Source organism: Pseudomonas sp. NPDC089406 (genome assembly GCF_044900265.1).
Taxonomy (GTDB): domain Bacteria; phylum Pseudomonadota; class Gammaproteobacteria; order Pseudomonadales; family Pseudomonadaceae; genus Aquipseudomonas; species Aquipseudomonas fakonensis.
In genome coordinates this window covers 55,537-75,239 of the sequence record NZ_JBJDNC010000011.1, presented here as the reverse complement: position 1 = coordinate 75,239, position 19,703 = coordinate 55,537, and the positions used below count along the sequence as shown (strand labels likewise).

The following is a 19,703-nucleotide window of genomic DNA, read 5'->3' as shown; positions in this document are numbered from 1 at the left end:
AGGGCCTGGCCTGAAACAACAAAGGCCGGGCCTTGTAAGAAGGCTGCCGGCCTCATCGCTGGCAAGCCAGCTCCTACAGGGGTCGCGGTGCTGGCTGATGCTGCGCATGGTCCATGGGCAGCGTTCGGTAGCCCCGGGTATCAGTGATGCTTGCGCGGCACCGCGGTCAGCAGCTCGTCCGGCGGCATCTCGCACTTGATCTTGCGCCCCAGCAGCTCCTCGATGGCCGGCAGCTGGTACGAGTCATCCTCACCTGCAAAGCTGATCGACACACCGCTGCTGCCGGCACGGCCGGTACGGCCGATGCGGTGCACGTAGTCGTCCGGGTCTTCCGGCAGGGTGAAGTTGATCACGTGGCTGATACCGTCGATGTGGATGCCGCGGCCGGCCACGTCGGTGGCCACCAGCACGGTGATGCGCCCTTCGCGGAAGTTCTCCAGGGTACGGATGCGCTTGTGCTGCGGCACATCACCAGACAACTGCGCGGCGTTGATGCCGTCGCGCACCAGTTTTTCCTCGATGCGCCGCACCTCGTCCTTGCGGTTGGCGAACACCATCACCCGTTCCCACTTGTTCTGCGTCACCAGGTTGTACAAGAGCTTGTACTTGTCGCTGCCGGCCACGGCGTAGACGTGCTGCTCGACGGTTTCGCTGGCCACGTTCTCCGGCTCGATCTCGACGATGGCCGGGTTGGTGGTCCACTGCTTGGCCAGGTTCATCACATCATCGGTGAAGGTGGCCGAGAACAGCAGGGTCTGGCGTTCGCTCTTGGGCGGGGTCTGGCGGATGATCTGGCGTACCTGCGGGATGAAGCCCATGTCGAGCATGCGGTCGGCTTCATCCAGCACCATCACCTCGACCATGTCCAGGTGCACCTCGCCGCGCTGGTGGAAGTCCAGCAAACGGCCCGGGGTGGCCACCAGGATGTCGCAGTGGCGCGACTCCAGGGCCTTGAGCTGCTTGTCGAAGTCCATGCCGCCGACGAAGCTCATCACGTTCAGGCCGCTGTACTTGGTCAGGGCGATGGCGTCGTTGGCGATCTGCACCACCAGCTCGCGGGTGGGGGCGATGATCAGCGCGCGCGGTTCGCCCATGTAGCGTTCGCCGGGCGGTGGTACCTGCTGCAGCTGCGAAATGATCGACACCAGAAACGCGGCGGTCTTGCCGGTGCCGGTCTGGGCCCGGCCGATGGCGTCCTGGCCACGCAGGGTGTAGCCCAGCACCTGGGCCTGGATCGGCGTGCAGTAGGGAAAGCCCAGGTCGTGGATGGCGTGCATCAGCTCGTTGGAGAGCTTGAAGTCGTGGAAGCGGGTCTTGCCTTCCTGCGGCTCGACCACGAAGTCCTCGGGCTTCCACAGGCTGGCCTGGGGCTTGGGCTTGCGTTCGCGGCGCGGCTTGGGCGCGGCGGGCTGCTCGGCGCGCGGGGCCTCGGGCTCGGCCGGCTTGGCCTCGCTGCGGGGCTTGATGGGCGGCTTGGGCTTGGCGCTGGCGCGGGCCGGCTTGGCAACCTGCGGCGCCGGCGCAGGGGCGCTCACGGCGACAGGCTCGGCGGCCTGCGGCGCGGCGTCCGGCTTGGCGAATATTTTCTTGAGTGCCTTGAGCACGATCGTCTCGTCAACTGGTTAAGGAATGTACGCCGGGCAGTGTAATGCAAGAACCGGGCGCGGCGTAGTGGAATGCTCGGCGGGCTACAGGCGGGGGGCTCAACCGAGCTGCTGGCTCAACCAGTTGTAGATGTCGGTGAGTTCCTCGACCACCACCTCGTGCTCCATCGGGTACTCGTGCCAGCGCGCGGCGACGCCCCAGGTGTTGAGGTACTCGAACGCGGTACGGCCCATGGACGGGATCACCACCGGGTCGTGCACGCCGTGCAGGCACAGGGCCGGGGTGCGCTGCTGGCAGGCGCTGAGCTGGCGCTCGTCGCTGAAGGTGGGGGCGTAGGTGGACAGGGCAATTACCCCGCCAAGTGCTTCTTGCCACTTTATATAAGCCGTGTGCAGCACCACCGCGCCGCCCTGGGAGAAGCCGGCGAGGATGATCCGCGACAGGCTGACGCCCTTGGCCTGTTCGGCCTTGATCAGGGCGATCACCTGGTCGGCCGACTCTTCCAGCTGCGCCTCGTCGATGGCCCGGGCCGGGGTCATGGCCTTGATGTCATACCAGCTGGGCATGGCGTAGCCGCCGTTGATGGTCACCGCGCGGGTCGGGGCCTGGGGCATGACGAAGCGCGTGCTGGCCAGCCGTTCCTGCATGAATTCGGCCACCGGTAGGAAGTCGTAACGGTCGGCGCCCAGGCCGTGCAACCAGATCACACAGGCATCAGCGGTTTTTTGCGGTTCGAGAATCAAAGGCTGGGTCATTCACTGCTCCGAAAGAGTGCGCAGGTACAGATTGAGTGCATAAAAAGAAGGCAGGGTGGGTTAATGCCAGAAAAAGATGTCGCAACTCTACAACTTTTCCTACTTGACTCCCGCTTAATCGCTTAAGCCTGCAACTGTGGTACGCACTTTGCTGTGTACGAGTCATGCGTTGGGGTGGGCCTATGTGGGTAACACCCCTCGTATGAATCAAAGGCTGTCACAGAACAGCCCATTGCGCCAATTGACCCAAAAACAAGCCAACAAGGGTCGGATGCGCCTCATAAGGGTGCGGTGCAATTCCGGCTCGTACAACAAGAGCGATTTGGAGGTTGTGAATGAAGATGTTGAAAACCACCCTGGCAGTCCTGACCGCTGCCGCCGCGCTGGGCGCCACCAGCTTCGCCCAGGCCGGTGCCACGCTCGATGCGGTGAAGAAGAAGGGCTTCGTCCAGTGTGGCGTGAGCGACGGCTTGCCGGGCTTCTCGGTACCTGATGCCCAGGGCAAGATCGTCGGCATCGACGCCGACGTGTGCCGCGCCGTGGCCGCCGCCGTGTTCGGCGACGCCACCAAGGTCAAGTTCAGCCAGCTCAACGCCAAGGAGCGCTTCACCGCGCTGCAGTCCGGCGAAGTCGATGTGCTGTCGCGCAACACCACCTGGACCAGCTCGCGTGATGCCGGCATGGGCCTGGTGTTCGCCGGCGTCACTTATTACGACGGCGTAGGCTTTTTGGTGAACAAGAAGCTTGGCGTTTCCAGCGCCAAGGAACTCGATGGCGCGACCATCTGCATCCAGGCCGGTACCACTACCGAGCTGAACGTTTCCGACTACTTCCGTGCCAACGGTCTGAAGTACACCCCGATCACCTTCGACACCTCGGATGAAAGCGCCAAGTCGCTGGAGTCGGGCCGTTGCGACGTGCTCACCTCGGACAAGTCGCAGCTGTTCGCTCAGCGCTCCAAGCTGGCCGGACCGACCGAGTACGTGGTACTGCCTGAAACCATCTCCAAGGAGCCTCTGGGCCCGGTGGTGCGCAAGGGCGACGAAGAATGGTTCAGCATCGTCAAGTGGACCCTCTTCGCCATGCTCAACGCTGAAGAGGCAGGCATCACCTCGAAGAACGTCGAGGCCGAAGCCAAGTCCACCAAGAATCCGGACAACGCCCGCCTGCTGGGCGGTGACGGCGAGTACGGCAAGGACCTGAAGCTGCCGAAGGACTGGGTCGTGCAGATCGTCAAGCAGGTCGGCAACTACGGCGAAGTGTTCGAGAAGAACCTTGGCCAGAGCACTGACCTGAAGATCGACCGTGGCCTGAACGCCCTGTGGAACAACGGCGGCATCCAGTACGCACCTCCAGTGCGCTGATGGCGGCACCCCGCGGCGGCATCCTGCCGCCGCGGGTCGTTTCATACCCTTCTTTCCGGGGCACTTCATGCAAAATCAAATCGGCGCACGAAAGGGGTTTTCCCTTAGCGATCCACGGGTGCGCGCGTGGCTGTTCCAGGTCATCACGGTATTGTTCGTGGTTGGCCTGGGCTGGTACCTGTTTCACAACACGCAAACCAACCTGCAGCACCGGGGCATCACCTCGGGCTTCGACTTTCTCGAGCGCAGCGCCGGCTTCGGCATCGCCCAGCACCTGATCCCCTACGTGGAATCGGACAGCTACGCCCGAGTGTTCGTCATCGGCCTGCTCAACACCTTGCTGGTGACCTTCATCGGCATCTTCCTGGCCACCTTGCTGGGCTTCATCATCGGCGTGGCGCGTCTGTCGCCGAACTGGATGATCAACAAGCTGGCGACGGTGTACGTGGAGACCTTCCGCAACATCCCGCCGCTGCTGCAGATCCTGTTCTGGTACTTCGCGGTGTTTCTCACCCTGCCGGGGCCCAAGGGCAGCATCAACATCGACGACACCTTCTTCATCAGCAACCGCGGCCTGAACATGCCCGGCGCTTCGATGGCCGACGGTTTCTGGCCATTTGTGGTGGCGCTGGTGCTGGCGATCGTTGCCATCGTGGTGATGGTGCGCCAGGCCAACAAGCGTTTCGATGCCACTGGCGAGCCGTTCCACAAGTTCTGGGTGGGCCTGCTGCTGTTTATCGGCATCCCCGGCGTCTGTGCGCTGCTGTTCGGCAGCCCGGTGCACTGGGAAGTGCCGCAGCTCAAGGGCTTCAACTTCGTCGGCGGCTGGGTGCTGATCCCTGAGCTGCTGGCCTTGACCCTGGCGCTGACCATCTATACCGCAGCGTTCATTGCCGAGATCGTGCGTTCGGGCATCAAGTCGGTCAGCCACGGCCAGACCGAGGCCGCCCGCTCGCTGGGCCTGCGCGAGGGCCCGACCCTGCGCAAGGTGATCATCCCGCAAGCCTTGCGGGTGATCATTCCGCCGCTGACCAGCCAGTACCTGAACCTTGCCAAGAACTCGTCGCTGGCTGCCGGTATCGGCTACCCGGAGATGGTCTCGCTGTTCGCCGGTACTGTGCTCAACCAGACCGGCCAGGCCATCGAGGTGATCGCCATCACCATGAGCGTCTATCTCGCCATCAGCATCAGCATTTCGCTGCTGATGAACTGGTACAACAAGCGCATTGCGCTGATCGAGCGGTGAGGGTCCAACCGTGACAGCCCATGTTTTCAAACCTGATATGCCGCCACCGGTGAAGACCGTGGGCGTGCTCGCCTGGATGCGGGCAAACCTGTTCTCCAGCTGGCTCAATACCCTGCTGACGTTGTTCGCCCTGTACCTGGTGTGGCTGATCGTGCCGCCGCTGGTGCAGTGGGCGCTGATCGACGCCAACTGGGTCGGCACCACCCGCGCCGACTGCACCAAGGAAGGCGCCTGCTGGGTGTTCGTGCAGCAGCGCTTCGGCCAGTTCATGTACGGCTACTACCCGGCAGAACTGCGCTGGCGCGTGGACCTGACCGTGTGGCTGGCAGTGCTTGGCGCCGCGCCCTTGTTCATCAACCGCTTCCCGCGCAAGGCGGTGTACGGCCTGGGCTTCCTGGTGCTGTACCCGATCATCGCCTACACCCTGCTGCACGGCGGCATGCTCGGGCTCGAAACCGTTGCCACCAGCCAGTGGGGCGGCCTGATGCTGACCCTGGTGATCGCCACCGTGGGCATCGTCGGCGCCTTGCCGCTGGGCATTCTGCTGGCGCTGGGGCGGCGTTCGAACCTGCCGGCGGTGAAGGTGGTCTGCGTGACCTTCATCGAGTTCTGGCGCGGCGTGCCGTTGATCACCGTGCTGTTCATGTCGTCGGTGATGCTGCCGCTGTTCCTGCCCGAAGGCATGAGCTTCGACAAGCTGCTGCGGGCGATGATCGGGGTGATCCTGTTCCAGTCGGCGTACATCGCCGAGGTGGTACGTGGCGGCCTGCAGGCCATCCCCAAGGGCCAGTACGAAGCGGCTGCGGCCATGGGCCTGGGCTACTGGCGGGCGATGGGCCTGGTGATCCTGCCCCAGGCGCTGAAGCTGGTGATCCCCGGCATCGTCAACACCTTCATTGCCCTGTTCAAGGACACCAGCCTGGTCATCATCATCGGCCTGTTCGACCTGCTCAACAGCGTCAAGCAAGCCGCTGCCGACCCGGCCTGGCTGGGCATGGCGACCGAGGGCTATGTGTTCGCGGCCCTGGTGTTCTGGATTTTCTGTTTCGGTATGTCCCGCTACTCCATGCATCTGGAGCGCAAGCTGGACACTGGCCACAAGCGTTAGGAGTTTCGAAATGAGTGAAGCGATCAAGCAGCCTGCCGGCCCCGAAGGCATCATCCAGATGCAGGGCGTGAACAAATGGTACGGCCAGTTCCACGTGCTCAAGGATATCAACCTGAACGTGCGCCAGGGCGAGCGCATCGTACTGTGCGGCCCGTCGGGCTCGGGCAAGTCCACCACCATCCGCTGCCTCAACCGTCTGGAAGAGCACCAGCAGGGGCGCATCGTGGTCGATGGCGTGGAACTGACCAACGACCTCAAGCAGATCGAGGCCATCCGCCGCGAGGTGGGCATGGTGTTCCAGCACTTCAACCTGTTCCCGCACCTGACCATTCTCGAGAACTGCACCCTGGCACCCATGTGGGTGCGCAAGCTGCCGCGGCGCAAGGCCGAGGAAATCGCCATGCACTTTTTGGAGCGCGTGCGTATTCCGGAGCAGGCGCACAAGTACCCGGGGCAGTTGTCTGGTGGTCAGCAGCAGCGCGTGGCGATTGCCCGGGCACTGTGCATGAAGCCGAAGATCATGCTGTTCGACGAACCCACCTCGGCGCTGGACCCGGAGATGGTCAAGGAGGTGCTCGACACCATGGTCAGCCTGGCCGAGGATGGCATGACCATGCTCTGCGTAACCCATGAAATGGGCTTTGCCCGCACCGTGGCCAACCGGGTGATCTTCATGGACAAGGGCGAGATCGTCGAGCAGGCGGCGCCGGATGACTTCTTTGACCGGCCGAGCAATGACCGGACCAAGTTGTTCCTGAGTCAGATTTTGCACTGACATTGAAAAAAGCATCGCCGGCAAGCCGGCTCCTACAGGGGGATGCGTTTTCCCGTAGGAGCCGGCTTGCCGGCGATGGCGTTTGGCGCGTTACTTCTCTTCCTGCGTGGCCACCGGCGCCGGTGGCGGGCGCAGCCCCACTTCGGCAATCAGCTTGAGCTGCTGGCCATTGCGCAGCACTTCGATGGTGATCTTGTCGGTCGGCTTGATCCGCGCCACCTGGTTCATCGACTTGCGCCCGTCACCGGCCGGCTCGCCGTTGATGCTCAGGATCACGTCACCCAGTTGCAGCCCCGCACGTGCCGCCGGCCCGTCGCGGAAGATCCCCGCCACCACGATGCCCGGGCGGCCCTGCATGCCGAACGATTCGGCCAGCTCCTGGCTCAGCGGCTGCACCTCGATGCCCAGCCAGCCGCGGATTACCTGGCCGTGCTCGACGATCGACTTCATTACCTCAAGGGCCAGCTTGACCGGGATGGCGAAGCCGATGCCCTGCGAGCCGCCGGACTTGGAGAAGATCGCTGTATTGATACCCACCAGGTTGCCGTTGGCGTCTACCAGCGCGCCGCCGGAGTTGCCCGGGTTGATCGCAGCGTCGGTCTGGATGAAGTCTTCGTAGTTGTTCAGGCCCAGCTGGTTGCGGCCGGTGGCGCTGATGATGCCCATGGTCACGGTCTGGCCGACACCGAACGGGTTGCCGATGGCCAGGGTCACGTCGCCGATGTGGATGTTGTCGGAGCGACCGATGGTGATCGACGGCAGGTTCTTCAGGTCGATCTTGAGCACCGCGAGGTCGGTTTCCGGGTCGCTGCCGATGACCCGGGCCAGGGTTTCGCGGCCGTCCTTCAGGGCCACGACGATCTGGTCGGCGCCGCTGGTGACGTGGTTGTTGGTCAGCAGGTAGCCCTCGGGGCTCATGATCACTGCCGAGCCCAGGCTCGACTCCCAGCGTTTCTGCTTGGGCAGGTTGTCGCCGAAGAAGCGGCGGAACTGCGGGTCTTCGAACAGCGGGTGGGCGCTCTTGTTGACCACCTTGGTGGTGTACAGGTTGACCACCGCCGGGGCGGCGAGGGTCACGGCGTCGGCATAGGAGACCGGGCCCTGCATGATGCGCGAGGTCTGCGGCGCCTGCTGCAGGTTGACGTCCTGGCTCGGCAAACCGACCCATTGCGGGAAACGCTGGATGATCAGCATGGCGATCAGTACGCCAGTAAGCAGGGGCCAGCCGAAGTAACGCAGAGCCTTGAACATGAACGAGTCCTGGAAATGGGGCAGGGGCCACTTCAGTGCAGCCCGGGGCGCAAGCGCGCGCGATGATACACCGCTGATCCATGGCGCGAAATCTGCGGCGCCTGTTTCGCAGGTGAACCCGCTCCCACAGCGTTCAGCTACCCCTGTGGGAGCGGGTCTACCCGCCAATGGCGCCACCCCGGGCCCGTGCCGGCGGTTTCCCCGAAACCGTCGACGGCCCATAATGGCGGCCATTATACGGGTGTTGAAACCCGCAAAAATGCAGATTTCGAGGAGATTTTCATGGCCGTCGCCCTTAATACCCTGGTCGAGGAAGCCGAGCGCTATCTGGCCAGCGCGAAGATCCAGGATTACTGCCCCAATGGCCTGCAGGTCGAGGGCCGGCCGCAGGTCAGCCGCATCGTCACCGGTGTAACCGCAAGCCAGGCGCTGCTGGACGCGGCGGTGGAAGCTGATGCTGACCTGGTGCTGGTGCACCACGGCTATTTCTGGAAAGGTGAAAACCCCTGCATCACCGGCATGAAGCAGCGCCGGCTGAAGACCCTGCTCAAGCACGATATCAGCCTGCTGGCCTACCACCTGCCGCTGGACGTGCACCCCGAAGTGGGCAACAACGTGCAGTTGGCGCGGCAACTGGATATCACCGTCGAAGGCCCGCTGGACCCGAGCAACCCCAAGGTGGTCGGGCTGGTCGGCTCGCTGGCGGAACCGGTGTCGGCGCGTGACTTCGCCCGCCGGGTGCAGGAGGCCATGGGCCGCGAGCCGCTGGTCATCGAGGGCGAGCAGATGATCCGCCGGGTGGGCTGGTGCACCGGGGGCGGGCAGGGCTACATCGATACCGCGATTGCCGCCGGGGTCGACCTGTTCCTCAGCGGCGAGGCCTCCGAGCAGACCTTCCACAGTGCCCGCGAGAACGGCATCAGTTTCATCGCCGCCGGGCACCATGCCACCGAGCGTTATGGTGTGCAGGCGCTGGGCGATTACCTGGCGCGCCGGTTTGCCCTGGAGCACCTGTTCATCGATTGCCCCAACCCGATCTGATCGCCTTGCCACAGGCAATCACGGTCCCTGTAGGAGCGGCCTCGTGCCGCGAAAGGGCTGCGTAGCAGCCCCAGGGTGTTGGAATCATGCAGCATTGCCGGGGCCGCTTTGCGGCCCTTTCGCGGCACAAGGCCGCTCCTACAGGATTCGAGGTTGTTCAGCGGTTACGTGATGCTCCTGACCCAAACCCCCAGTCATATCGTTAGATTGTTTCGATCTAGCCCGTCGCCTAAATAGAATCAGGTGCTGTGATAAAGTGGCTCGCTCGAACACGGCCCGCAGGCCGTCCATAAGATCGTTTTTCGTGAGTAGCCATGGTCGACAATCTGACGCACTTGAAACAGCTGGAGGCGGAGAGCATCCACATCATCCGCGAGGTGGCCGCCGAGTTCGACAACCCGGTGATGCTGTACTCGATCGGCAAGGATTCCGCGGTCATGCTGCACCTGGCGCGCAAGGCCTTCTTCCCGGGCAAGCTGCCGTTCCCGGTGATGCACGTCGACACCCAGTGGAAATTCCAGGAGATGTACAGTTTCCGCGACAAGATGGTCGAGGAGATGGGCCTGGAGCTGATCACCCACGTCAACCCTGAGGGTGTGGCGCAGGGCATCAACCCGTTCACCCATGGCAGCTCCAAGCACACCGACATCATGAAGACCCAGGGCCTCAAGCAGGCGCTGGACAAGCATGGTTTCGATGCCGCCTTCGGTGGCGCGCGCCGCGACGAAGAGAAGTCCCGGGCGAAAGAGCGGGTGTACTCGTTCCGCGACAGCAAGCACCGCTGGGACCCGAAGAACCAGCGCCCGGAGCTGTGGAACATCTACAACGGCAAGGTCAACAAGGGCGAGTCGATCCGCGTCTTCCCGCTGTCGAACTGGACCGAGCTGGACATCTGGCAGTACATCTACCTCGAAGGCATCCCGATCGTGCCGCTGTACTTCGCCGCCGAGCGTGAAGTCATCGAGAAGAACGGCACCCTGATCATGATCGACGACGAGCGCATCCTCGAGCATCTGAGCGATGAAGAGAAGGCGCGCATCGTCAAGAAGAAAGTGCGTTTCCGTACCCTGGGCTGCTACCCGTTGACGGGTGCGGTCGAGTCCGAAGCCGAGACCCTGACCGACATCATTCAGGAAATGCTCCTGACCCGGACGTCCGAGCGCCAGGGCCGCGTCATCGACCACGATGGTGCAGGCTCGATGGAAGACAAAAAACGCCAAGGCTACTTCTAATTTCAGGGTTTCGTCATGTCGCACCAATCTGATCTGATCAGCGAGGACATCCTCGCTTACCTGGCCCAGCATGAGCGTAAAGAGCTGCTGCGCTTCCTCACCTGCGGCAACGTGGACGACGGCAAGAGCACCCTGATCGGGCGCCTGCTGCACGACTCCAAGATGATCTACGAGGACCACCTCGAGGCCATCACCCGCGACTCGAAAAAGTCCGGCACCACCGGTGAAGAAGTCGACCTGGCACTGCTGGTGGACGGCCTGCAGGCCGAACGCGAGCAGGGCATCACCATCGATGTTGCCTACCGCTACTTCTCCACCGCCAAGCGCAAGTTCATCATCGCCGACACCCCGGGCCACGAGCAGTACACCCGCAACATGGCCACCGGTGCGTCCACCTGCGACCTGGCGATCATCCTGGTCGATGCCCGCTATGGCGTGCAGACCCAGACCCGCCGGCACAGCTACATCGCCTCCCTGCTGGGCATCAAGCACATCGTCGTCGCGGTCAACAAGATGGACCTCAAGGGCTTCGACGAGCAGGTGTTCGAGTCGATCAAGGCCGACTACCTGAAGTTTGCCGAGAGCATCAACCTCAAGCCGTCGAGCCTGCACTTCGTGCCGATGTCGGCGCTCAAGGGCGACAACGTGGTCAACCGCAGCGAGCAGTCGCCGTGGTACACCGGCCCGGTGCTGATGGAAATTCTCGAAAGCGTTGAGATTGCCGCCGACCGCAACGTCACCGACCTGCGTTTCCCGGTGCAGTACGTCAACCGCCCGAACCTGAACTTCCGCGGCTTTGCCGGCACTATCGCCGGTGGCGTGGTGCACAAGGGCGATGAAATCGTCGTGCTGCCGTCGGGCAAGAGCAGCCGGGTCAAGTCCATCGTCACCTTCGAAGGTGAGCTGGAGAACGCCGGCCCCGGCCAGGCCGTGACCCTGACCATGGAAGACGAGATCGACATCTCCCGTGGCGACCTGCTGGTGCACGCCGACAACGTACCGCAGGTGACCGATCAGTTCGACGCCATGCTGGTATGGATGGCCGAGGAGCCGATGCTCCCGGGCAAGAAGTACGACATCAAGCGCGCCACCAGCTATGTGCCGGGCTCGATCGCCAGCATCACCCACAAGGTCGATGTGAACACCCTCGAGCAGGGCGCTGCCAGCGCGCTGCAGTTGAACGAGATCGGCCGGGTGAAAGTGGCGCTGGACAGCGCCATCGCCCTGGACGGTTACGACAGCAACCGCACCACCGGTGCATTCATCGTCATCGACCGCCTGACCAATGGCACCGTCGGCGCCGGCATGATCATCGCCCCGCCGGTACTGCCACACGGCAGCAGCGGCCAGCATGGCAAGCTGGCCCACGTGGCCACCGAAGAGCGCGCCCTGCGCTTTGGCCAGCAGCCGGCCACCGTGCTGTTCAGCGGCTTGTCTGGCGCGGGCAAGAGCACCCTGGCCTACGCCGTGGAGCGCAAGCTGTTCGACATGGGCCGTGCGGTGTACGTGCTCGACGGCCAGAACCTGCGCCACGACCTGAACAAGGGCCTGCCCCAGGACCGTGCCGGGCGTACCGAGAACTGGCGTCGCGCCGCCCATGTGGCGCGCCAGTTCAACGAAGCCGGCCTGCTGACCCTGGCTGCCTTCGTTGCCCCCGACGCCGAAGGCCGCGAGCAGGCCAAGGCGCTGATCGGCAAGGAGCGCCTGGTGACCGTGTACGTGCAGGCCTCGCCGCTGGTGTGCCGCGAACGCGACCCGCAGGGCCTGTATGCCGCCGCTGGCGACAACATCCCGGGCGAAAGCTTCCCGTTCGACGTGCCGCTGGATGCGGACCTGGTGATCGACACCCAGTCGGTCAGCGTCGATGAAGGCGTGAAGCTGGTGCTGGATGTGCTGCGCCAGCGTGGGGCGATCTGATCGGGTTGCCTGATGTGATGTGAAAAACCCCGCTTCGGCGGGGTTTTTTATTGGTGTGCGATTTGCTGGTGGGCACACTGCCTTGCTGATGTTCCAGGCGTGGGCGTGATTGCTGTTGGCGGAACCGCCTTGCGTTACCTGCCTTGGCCTCATCTCCGGCAAGCCGGCTCCTACAGGTGCAGCGCAGGCCTGAGGGTTATGCGCTCCCTGTGCGAGCACTGTCTTGCTCAATTTCTAAAAACTGGTGCGATCCCCTGTGGGAGCGGGCTTGCCCGCGAACACCGGCGCAGCCGGTGCCATCCACGCCTGTACTGGCCTTATCGCCGGCAAGTCAGCCCCCCTGCCGGTGCAGCGCAGTCCTGTAAGTCACGCAATACCTGTGGGCGCTGGCTATATGTGTATTTCCGATACCGGAATCACCCGCCGCTCCTTCACCGCCTTGTAAGAAAAACTCGAATAGATTTCCTTCACCCCCGGCAAGCGTTGCAGCACCTCGCGGGTGAATTCACCAAATGACTCCAAGTCCCTCGCCAGAATTTCCAGCAAGAAGTCATAGCGCCCGGAGATGTTGTGGCAGGCGACGATCTCGGGGATTTGCATCAGCCGCTGCTCGAAGGCCAGGGCCATGTCCTTGGTGTGCGACTCCATCATGATGCTGACGAACGCGGTAATGCCAAAGCCCAGCGCCTTGGGCGAAAGGGTGGCCTGGTAGCCGGTGATGTAGCCGTTTTCTTCCAGCAACTTGACCCGCCGCCAGCAGGGGGAGGTGGTCAGGGCCACCTGGTCGGCAAGCTCGGCGATGGTCAGGCGGGCGTTGTCCTGCAGGGCGGCGAGCAGGGCGCGGTCGGTGCGGTCAAGGGTTGAAGGCATGCTTTGCCCTCCTGCGTTGGTTTTTGTTGTTTTTGTTGCCGAACTGCCGCGAATTGCTGGGCAAGATTGGAAAAATCGCAGCTGGCCGGTGGCATAAGCTTATAACAAACCCCAAGAGGCTGTTGCCATGGACGACTCCCGACACACAGGTTTTGCTACCCGCGCCATCCACCACGGCTATGACCCGCTGAGCCATGGCGGCGCGCTGGTGCCGCCGGTGTACCAGACCGCCACCTACGCCTTCCCCACTGTCGAATTCGGCGCGGCCTGCTTTGCCGGCGAAGAGGCCGGGCACTTCTATAGCCGTATCTCCAACCCCACCCTGGCCCTGCTGGAGCAGCGCATGGCGTCGCTGGAGGGCGGCGAGGCGGGGTTGGCGCTGGCCTCGGGCATGGGGGCCATTACTTCCACGCTGTGGACGCTGCTACGCCCGGGCGATGAGCTGATCGTTGGCGGCACCTTGTACGGCTGCACGTTCGCCTACCTGCACCATGGTATCGGTGAGTTCGGGGTGAAGATCCGCCATGTCGACCTCAGCGATATCGCTGCACTGAAGGCGGCGATCACTGCAAAAACCCGGATGATCTACTTCGAAACCCCGGCCAACCCCAACATGCAACTGGTGGATATCGCCGCCGTGGCCGAGGCCGTCCGTGGCCATGACTTGAGCATCGTGGTCGACAACACCTACTGCACCCCTTACTTGCAACGGCCGCTGGAACTGGGCGCCGACCTGGTGGTGCATTCGGCCACCAAGTACCTGTCGGGCCACGGCGATATCACCGCCGGGCTGGTGGTGGGGCGCAAAGCGCTGGTGGATCGCATTCGCCTCGAGGGGCTCAAGGACATGACCGGCGCGGTGCTCTCGCCCCATGATGCATCGCTGCTGATGCGTGGCATCAAGACCTTGGCCCTGCGCATGGACCGCCACTGCGCCAATGCCCAGCAACTGGCCGAGTACCTGGCGCGCCAGCCGCAGGTGGAGCTGATTCGCTACCCGGGCCTGGCGAGTTTCGCGCAGCACAGTCTGGCGATGCGGCAGATGCGCTTGCCGGGCGGCATGATCGCCTTTGAGCTCAAGGGCGGCATCGAAGCTGGGCGACGTTTCATGAACGCGCTGGGACTGTTTGCCCGGGCTGTGAGCCTGGGGGATGCCGAGTCGCTGGCCCAGCACCCGGCGAGCATGACTCATTCCAGCTATACGCCGCAGGAGCGCGCCGAGCATGGTATTTCGGAAGGGCTGGTGCGCTTGTCGGTGGGGCTGGAGGATATCGAGGACTTGATTGCGGATGTGCGCCAGGCGTTGCAGGCGTGTTGAACTGTTCGGGCCCCATCGCCGGCAAGCCGGCTCCTACAGGGGAGCGCGAGCCGTTGCAGGAGCCGGCTCTTCAGGCCTGGGCGCATCGTAGGTGCAGGTGGGCCCAATTCATTGTAGGAGCGCAGGCCATTGCCGGCGACGGGGCACAAAAAAGGCCGCTTGCGCGGCCTTTTTCATGTCGGTCGAATCAACGCTTGAGCCCGTAGCTCTCGTCGAGCATGCCCGGCGAGTTCGGGGTTTTCGGCGCGTAGTCGCGTGGCACTTCGGCGGTATCCTTTGGCGGCGTCAGGCGGTCGCGCGGGCCTTGGCTGGCTTCGGAGTGCAGCGCGGCCAGCAGGCGCTGGCGGGTCAGCTCATCCAGGGCCAGGCGGTTGGCGCCATCGGCCAGGTGGTCCTGGACGTCCTGGTAGCTCTGGGTCAGCTTGCGCACCAGCGAAGCGGTGCTGTTGAAGTGGGTGACCACTTCGTTCTGATAAGTGTCGAAACGCTGCTGGATGTCATCCAGCTGGCGCTGTGTATTGCTGGGCGCCGCATTGGGCAGCAGGCGGGCCAGCGCGAAACCTGCGACGACACCAATGACCAGGGCCAGGGTCGGCAGCAACCAAACAAGGAGCGAGTGTTCCACGAGTCCTTCCTCTATAAACGGCTTTGCTTTACGTTAACGGCTCAGACCTGCGCTGTATACCGCGAGCGATCGCAAATCAGAACAGAATTCCTCAGCTAGACGTGTCGACCCTCCCCGAGGTCACGGAGTAGTGCCTTGCTTATCCGCGAAACCCCCTTGTTCATCGATGGCCCGAGCGGCCCGCTGGAAGCCTTGTACCTGGACGTGGCCGATGCCCGTGGCGTGGTGCTGATCTGCCACCCCAACCCGGTCCAGGGCGGCACCATGCTCAACAAGGTGGTTTCGACCCTGCAGCGCACGGCCCGTGACGCGGGTTACGTGACATTGCGTTTCAACTACCGCGGCGTCGGCCAGAGCGCCGGCAGCCACGATATGGGCGCAGGCGAAGTGGCCGATGCCGAGGCCGTTGCGGCCTGGCTGCGTGCCAAGCACCCTGAGCTGCCGTTGGTGCTGATGGGCTTCTCGTTCGGCGGCTTTGTCGCTACCAGCCTGGCTGGCCGCCTGGAGGCCGCCGGGGCAAGCCTGCAGCACCTGTTCATGATCGCCCCGGCCGTGATGCGCCTGACGGCGGACTTCCCGTTGCCACAGCGCTGCCCGATCACCCTGGTGCAGCCAGACAGCGATGAGGTGGTCGAGCCGCAGCTGGTCTACGACTGGTCCGAGGCCCTGCCGCGCCCCCATGAGCTGCTGAAAGTGGCAGAATGCGGACACTTCTTCCATGGCAAGCTGACCGATCTGAAGGATCTGCTGCTGCCGCGCCTTTCGAACTGAGCCAAGCCTGAATAAGCGAACACCATGACCACGCGCATCCTTACCGGTATCACCACCACCGGCACCCCGCACCTGGGCAACTACGCCGGTGCCATTCGCCCGGCAATCCTCGCCAGCCAGCAGCCGGGCGTCGACTCGTTCTACTTCCTGGCCGACTACCACGCCCTGATCAAGTGCGACGACCCGCTGCGCATCCAGCGCTCGCGCCTGGAAATCGCCGCCACCTGGCTGGCCGGCGGCCTGGACCCGGCCAAGGTGACCTTCTACCGCCAGTCCGACATCCCCGAAATCCCCGAGCTGACCTGGCTGCTGACCTGCGTTGCGGCCAAGGGCCTGCTCAACCGTGCCCACGCTTACAAGGCTTCGGTGGACAAGAACGTCGAGGCCGGTGAAGACCCGGACGCCGGCGTGACCATGGGCCTGTTCAGCTACCCGGTGCTGATGGCTGCGGACATCCTGATGTTCAACGCCAACAAGGTGCCGGTGGGGCGTGACCAGATCCAGCACGTGGAAATGGCCCGCGACATCGGCCAGCGCTTCAACCACCTGTTCGGCCAGGGCCAGGACTTTTTCGCCCTGCCCGAAGCGGTGATCGAGGAGAGCGTGGCGACCTTGCCAGGCCTGGACGGTCGCAAGATGTCCAAGAGCTACGACAACACCATCCCGCTATTCACCAGCGCCAAGGAGATGAAAGACGCGATCTCGCGCATCGTCACCGACTCCCGTGCGCCGGGCGAGGCCAAAGACCCGGACAACTCGCACCTGTTCACCCTGTTCCAGGCGTTCTCTGCGCCGGCGCAGTGCGCGGAGTTTCGCGATGAGCTGCTGCAGGGCCTGGGCTGGGGCGAGGCCAAGCAACGACTGTTCCAGTTGCTGGACGGCCAACTGGCAGAAAAGCGCGAGCACTACCACCAGCTGATTTCGCGCCCCTCGGACCTCGAAGACATCTTGCTGGCCGGCGCCGCCAAGGCCCGCAAGACCGCCACCCCGTTCCTCGAGCAACTGCGCGAGGCCGTTGGCCTGCGTTCGTTCCGCAGCAGCGTGCAGGCCGGCACCGAAGTGAAGAAAAAAGCTGCCAAGAGCGCGCGCTTTGTCAGCTTCCGTGACGAGGACGGCAGCTTCCGCTTCCGCCTGCTGGCCGCCGATGGCGAGCAATTGCTGCTGTCGCGCAGCTTCGCCGATGGCAAGAGCGCAGGTGCGGTGAGCAAGCAGCTGCAGCAGGGCGGTGAGGCAGATGTACGCATCGATGGCCTGGGCTTCAGCCTGTGGCTGGCTGGCGAGCAGGTGGCCGAAGGGCCGCAGTTCGCCAACAGCGATGCGCGTGACGCCGCGGTGCAGAGCCTGCGCGAAGCGCTGCAGCCCGCTCAGGAGTAAGCCTGTCTCACCTGTAGGAGCGGCCTTGTGTCGCGAAAGGGCCGCAACGCGGCCCCACGATTTGTGCATCAAGCTGATATTGCCGGGGCCGCTTTGCGGCCCTTTCGCGACACAAGGCCGCTCCTACAGGGGCATGCCTATTGCGTCCAATGAGTCAAATGGCCGCATGTATCATTGCCATCAAGCGGGCCGGTCGCTACAGTGACGGCCCGTTTTTTGTTGCCTCGCTAACGAATCATGACTCCCTTAGAACGCTATCAAGCAGATCTGAAACGTCCCGACTTCTTCCATGACGCGGCGCAGGAAACTGCGGTGCGTCACCTGCAGCGCCTGTACGACGACCTGGTACACGCGCAGAACAACAAGCCGGGTGTATTCGGCAAGCTGTTCGGCAAGAAGGAGCAGACCCCGGTCAAGGGCCTGTACTTCTGGGGCGGGGTAGGGCGAGGCAAGACCTACCTGGTCGACACCTTCTATGAAGCGCTGCCGTTCAAGCAGAAGATGCGTACGCACTTCCACCGCTTCATGAAGCGTGTGCACGAAGAAATGAAGACCCTCAAGGGTGAGAAGAACCCGCTGACCATCATCGCCAAGCGCTTCAGCGAAGAGGCCAGGGTGATCTGCTTCGACGAGTTCTTCGTTTCGGACATCACCGACGCGATGATCCTCGGCACCCTGATGGAAGAGCTGTTCAAGAACGGCGTGTCGCTGGTGGCCACCTCCAACATCGTGCCGGACGGCCTGTACAAGGACGGCCTGCAACGCGCGCGCTTCCTGCCGGCCATCGCCATGATCAAGCAGTACACCGATGTGGTGAACGTCGACAGCGGCGTGGATTACCGCCTGCGCCACCTGGAGCAGGCCGAACTGTTCCACTTCCCGCTCAACGACGCCGCCCACCAGAGCATGCGTGCCAGCTTCAAGGCGCTGACCCCGGAGTGCACCCAGGCGGTCGAGAACGACGTGCTGATGATCGAGAACCGCCCGATCAACGCCCTGCGTACCTGCGACGACGTTGCCTGGTTCGACTTCCGCGCCCTGTGCGACGGGCCGCGCAGCCAGAACGACTACATCGAGCTGGGCAAGATCTTCCACGCCGTGCTGCTGAGCAACGTCGAGCAGATGGGCGTGACCACCGACGACATTGCCCGCCGTTTCATCAACATGGTGGACGAGTTCTACGACCGCAACGTCAAGCTGATCATCTCGGCCGAGGTCGAGTTGAAGGACCTGTATACCGGTGGGCGCCTGAGCTTCGAGTTCCAGCGTACCCTGAGCCGCTTGCTGGAAATGCAGTCCCACGAGTTCCTGTCGCGCGCGCACAAGCCTTGACGGCAGAATGACGGCAGCGGCAAGCTGCAAGCCACAAGAAAAAGCCAGAGCAGACCGCGAACTGCTCTGGCTTTTTGCTTTTTCTTGTAGCTTGCAGCTAGAAACTTGCCGCTGCTTTCAAGCCTCCTGCATGAACTGCTGCCGGTACTGGTTCGGCGAAAGCTCCGTGTGCTGGCGGAACAACCGCGCAAAGAAGCTCGCATCGTCGTAGCCCACCTCGTAGCTGATGGTCTTGATGCTCTTGCGCGTGCTCGACAGCAGGCCCTTGGCGGTTTCGATGCGCAAGCGCTGCAGGTAGTGCAGCGGCTTGTCGCCGGTGGCGCTCTGGAAGCGGCGCATGAAATTGCGAATGCTCATGCCGTGGTTGCGGGCCACGTCCTCGAAACGGAACTTGTCGGCGAAGTGCTCTTCGAGCCAGTGCTGGATCTGCAGGATGATCAGGTCCTGGTGCAGCTTCTGCCCGCCGAAGCCCATGCGCCCCGGGGTGTAGCTGCGCTGCACCTCGTAGAGGATGTCGCGGGCCACGGCGCGGGCCACGTTGGCCCCGCAGAAGCGCTCGATCAGGTAGATGTACAGGTCGCAGGCCGAGGTGGTGCCGCCGGCGCAGTACAGGTTGTCGGCGTCGGTCAGGTGTTTGTCCTGGTTCAGTCGCACCTTGGGGAAGCGCTCCTCGAAACTGCCGAAGAAGCGCCAGTAGGTGGTCGCCTCCTTGCCGTCCAGCAGGCCGGACTCGGCCAGCCAGAACACCCCGCTGGCCTCGGCGCACAGCACCGCGCCACGGGCGTGTTGCGCGCGCAGCCAGGGCAGCACTTGCGGGTAGCGTTGCAGCAGGTTGTCGAAGTCGTCCCAGAACGCCGGGAGGATGATCACGTCGGCGTCGTCCAGGCCGCCGTCGACCGGCAACTGTACGTTGCTGAAACTGTCCACGGGCAGGCCGTCCGGGCTCACCAGGCCGATTTCGAACATCGGTTGCAGGCCCAGGCCCAGCTGCTTGCTGTAGCGCAGGCTGGCCAGGTGGAAGAAGTCCTTGGCCTGCATCAGTGTCGAAGCGAACACTTTATCAATGGCCAGGATGCTGACGCGCCGCAGCGACGCGGGGGGTTGGGTAAACATCATTGT

The 19,703-nt window shown here is 63.4% G+C and carries 17 protein-coding genes; 11 read left to right on the top strand and 6 right to left on the bottom strand.

The window, feature by feature from the left end; genetic code table 11:
• Window positions 1–140: 140 nt before the first annotated feature.
• Both rhlB and ACI2KK_RS10285 read right to left on the bottom strand, forming a co-directional pair.
• Window positions 141–1,604 (bottom strand): ATP-dependent RNA helicase RhlB, encoded by a 1,464-nt coding sequence (gene rhlB, locus ACI2KK_RS10290; protein WP_404668847.1) that lies wholly within the window; start codon window positions 1,602–1,604, stop codon window positions 141–143.
• 99 nt (window positions 1,605–1,703) lie between these two features.
• Window positions 1,704–2,360 carry an alpha/beta hydrolase gene (locus tag ACI2KK_RS10285; protein ID WP_217887808.1) on the bottom strand — a complete coding sequence of 219 codons (657 nt, stop codon included), beginning with the start codon at window positions 2,358–2,360 and terminating at the stop codon, window positions 1,704–1,706.
• 335 nt (window positions 2,361–2,695) lie between these two features.
• On the opposite strand from ACI2KK_RS10285, the gene ACI2KK_RS10280 reads away from it, so the two are divergent.
• From ACI2KK_RS10280 to ACI2KK_RS10265, 4 genes are all read left to right on the top strand, one after another.
• Entirely contained in the window at window positions 2,696–3,724 is a 1,029-nt protein-coding gene (locus ACI2KK_RS10280; RefSeq protein WP_404668846.1) for an amino acid ABC transporter substrate-binding protein, read from the top strand.
• 67 nt (window positions 3,725–3,791) lie between these two features.
• Entirely contained in the window at window positions 3,792–4,970 is a 1,179-nt protein-coding gene (locus tag ACI2KK_RS10275; protein ID WP_404668845.1) for an amino acid ABC transporter permease, read from the top strand.
• A 10-nt stretch (window positions 4,971–4,980) separates the two neighbouring features.
• Entirely contained in the window at window positions 4,981–6,078 is a 1,098-nt protein-coding gene (locus ACI2KK_RS10270; RefSeq protein ID WP_404668844.1) for an amino acid ABC transporter permease, read from the top strand.
• 10 nt (window positions 6,079–6,088) lie between these two features.
• Complete coding sequence (locus ACI2KK_RS10265) at window positions 6,089–6,853, top strand: amino acid ABC transporter ATP-binding protein (RefSeq protein WP_217841886.1); 765 nt, start codon at window positions 6,089–6,091, stop codon at window positions 6,851–6,853.
• A gap of 90 nt (window positions 6,854–6,943) precedes the next feature.
• Here ACI2KK_RS10265 and algW read toward each other — a convergent pair whose 3' ends face one another.
• Entirely contained in the window at window positions 6,944–8,104 is a 1,161-nt protein-coding gene (gene algW / locus ACI2KK_RS10260) for a Do family serine endopeptidase AlgW (RefSeq protein ID WP_404668843.1), read from the bottom strand.
• A 282-nt stretch (window positions 8,105–8,386) separates the two neighbouring features.
• Here algW and ACI2KK_RS10255 point away from each other — a divergent pair, with 282 nt between their 5' ends.
• The 3 genes from ACI2KK_RS10255 (at window position 8,387) to cysN (ending at window position 12,294) form a co-directional block, all read left to right on the top strand.
• Window positions 8,387–9,145, top strand: coding sequence for a Nif3-like dinuclear metal center hexameric protein (locus ACI2KK_RS10255; RefSeq protein ID WP_404668842.1), 759 nt, complete (start codon window positions 8,387–8,389; stop codon window positions 9,143–9,145).
• A 314-nt stretch (window positions 9,146–9,459) separates the two neighbouring features.
• Window positions 9,460–10,377, top strand: coding sequence for a sulfate adenylyltransferase subunit CysD (cysD, locus tag ACI2KK_RS10250; RefSeq protein WP_194789197.1), 918 nt, complete (start codon window positions 9,460–9,462; stop codon window positions 10,375–10,377).
• A gap of 15 nt (window positions 10,378–10,392) precedes the next feature.
• Window positions 10,393–12,294 (top strand): sulfate adenylyltransferase subunit CysN, encoded by a 1,902-nt coding sequence (cysN, locus tag ACI2KK_RS10245; protein ID WP_217887813.1) that lies wholly within the window; start codon window positions 10,393–10,395, stop codon window positions 12,292–12,294.
• Window positions 12,295–12,684: 390 nt separating this feature from the next.
• On the opposite strand, the gene ACI2KK_RS10240 is transcribed toward cysN, so the two are convergent.
• On the bottom strand, window positions 12,685–13,164 hold the full coding sequence (locus ACI2KK_RS10240) for an Lrp/AsnC family transcriptional regulator (protein WP_404668841.1): 480 nt from the start codon (window positions 13,162–13,164) through the stop codon (window positions 12,685–12,687).
• Window positions 13,165–13,291: 127 nt separating this feature from the next.
• Here ACI2KK_RS10240 and ACI2KK_RS10235 point away from each other — a divergent pair, with 127 nt between their 5' ends.
• On the top strand, window positions 13,292–14,482 hold the full coding sequence (locus tag ACI2KK_RS10235; RefSeq protein ID WP_404668840.1) for a methionine gamma-lyase: 1,191 nt from the start codon (window positions 13,292–13,294) through the stop codon (window positions 14,480–14,482).
• A gap of 187 nt (window positions 14,483–14,669) precedes the next feature.
• On the opposite strand, the gene ACI2KK_RS10230 is transcribed toward ACI2KK_RS10235, so the two are convergent.
• Entirely contained in the window at window positions 14,670–15,107 is a 438-nt protein-coding gene (locus ACI2KK_RS10230; RefSeq protein ID WP_217841893.1) for a YhcB family protein, read from the bottom strand.
• A 135-nt stretch (window positions 15,108–15,242) separates the two neighbouring features.
• Between ACI2KK_RS10230 and ACI2KK_RS10225 the strand changes: the two genes are divergently transcribed.
• From ACI2KK_RS10225 to zapE, 3 genes are all read left to right on the top strand, one after another.
• A complete protein-coding gene (locus tag ACI2KK_RS10225; protein ID WP_404668839.1) occupies window positions 15,243–15,878 on the top strand; it encodes an alpha/beta hydrolase in 636 nt (211 codons plus the stop codon).
• Between the two features lie 24 nt (window positions 15,879–15,902).
• Complete coding sequence (locus ACI2KK_RS10220) at window positions 15,903–17,252, top strand: tryptophan--tRNA ligase (protein WP_404668838.1); 1,350 nt, start codon at window positions 15,903–15,905, stop codon at window positions 17,250–17,252.
• Window positions 17,253–17,489: 237 nt separating this feature from the next.
• On the top strand, window positions 17,490–18,584 hold the full coding sequence (gene zapE, locus ACI2KK_RS10215) for a cell division protein ZapE (protein ID WP_404668837.1): 1,095 nt from the start codon (window positions 17,490–17,492) through the stop codon (window positions 18,582–18,584).
• Between the two features lie 117 nt (window positions 18,585–18,701).
• Here zapE and ACI2KK_RS10210 read toward each other — a convergent pair whose 3' ends face one another.
• On the bottom strand, window positions 18,702–19,598 hold the full coding sequence (locus ACI2KK_RS10210; protein WP_369992114.1) for a GlxA family transcriptional regulator: 897 nt from the start codon (window positions 19,596–19,598) through the stop codon (window positions 18,702–18,704).
• Window positions 19,599–19,703 lie beyond the last annotated feature (105 nt).